Genomic DNA, 1041 nt, shown 5'->3' with positions numbered 1-1041 from the left:
AGCCCTGAGGAACTCGGTCTGGATGCGCACGTTATCAAGGTAGACGCATTACTTGACAAAATTGTATGAGGGATGAAAATATGGCAAACGGTAAAGAAAATAGAGTCGGGGTCTTCATCTGTCACTGCGGTTCTAACATAGCCGGTACGGTCAAGGTTAAGGAACTTTCCGAGTACGCTAGCACTCTTCCAGGCGTTGTCCACGCTGATGATTACGCTTACATGTGTTCAACCCCCGGTCAGGAAAAGATCAAGACCGCTATTAAGGAGAAGCAGTTAGACGCAGTTGTCGTAGCAGCATGCACCCCGCGTCTGCACGAAGTGACATTCAGGAAAGCCACCGAGCTCGGCGGGCTGAACCCGTTCGTGTTCGAGATGGCGAACATTCGTGAGCAGTCCTCGTGGATCCACATGAAGGAGCCGGAGAGGGCAACCGAGAAGGCAAAGGACATTCTTAGAATGGCCGTCGCGAAGGCGAAACTTCTCGAGCCGCTCGAGACCAAGTCAGTGCCCTGTGAAAAGACCGCGATGGTCATCGGCGCAGGCGTAGGCGGAATCGAAGCAGCAATGAAACTCGCGGACTCCGGAATCACCACCTACCTGATAGAGAAGGAGCCGACAATCGGCGGTTACATGTCCAAGCTGGACAAGACCTTCCCGACACTCGACTGTTCGCAGTGTATCCTTTCACCTAAGATGGCGGAAGTCGACAGACACCCGAACATAAAACTCCTGTCCTACTCGGAAGTTGAGAAGGTTGACGGTTACATCGGTAACTTCAACGTCACCGTGAAGAGGAAGGCGAGAGGTGTTATCGAGGATAAGTGTAATGGTTGTGGTGACTGTGCGGCGGTATGTCCGGTCAGCAGGCCGAACGAGTTCGATATTGGCCTGGGTCCGAGAAAGGCAATATACATTTGCCACCCGCAGGTAGTACCCTTGAAGTACACTATAGACTTCGATCACTGTGTGAAGTGTGAGCTTTGTGTTAAGAAGTGCGGTGATAAGGAAGCTATCAACCTCGACATGAAAGACGAGTTCG

At 51.9% G+C, this 1041-nt stretch carries 1 protein-coding gene; it reads left to right on the top strand.

Annotated elements, in window-relative coordinates; genetic code table 11:
• Positions 1 to 80 precede the first annotated feature (80 nt).
• Positions 81 to 1041 (top strand): FAD-dependent oxidoreductase (locus tag CUJ83_RS15555; protein ID WP_230743387.1); only part of this gene is annotated, 961 nt, incomplete at its 3' end.

The sequence above is a fragment of the Methanooceanicella nereidis genome (genome assembly GCF_021023085.1).
GTDB classification, from domain to species: domain Archaea; phylum Halobacteriota; class Methanocellia; order Methanocellales; family Methanocellaceae; genus Methanooceanicella; species Methanooceanicella nereidis.
Note: the sequence above shows the minus strand (reverse complement) of the source record. Positions and strands in the feature narration are given on the sequence as shown.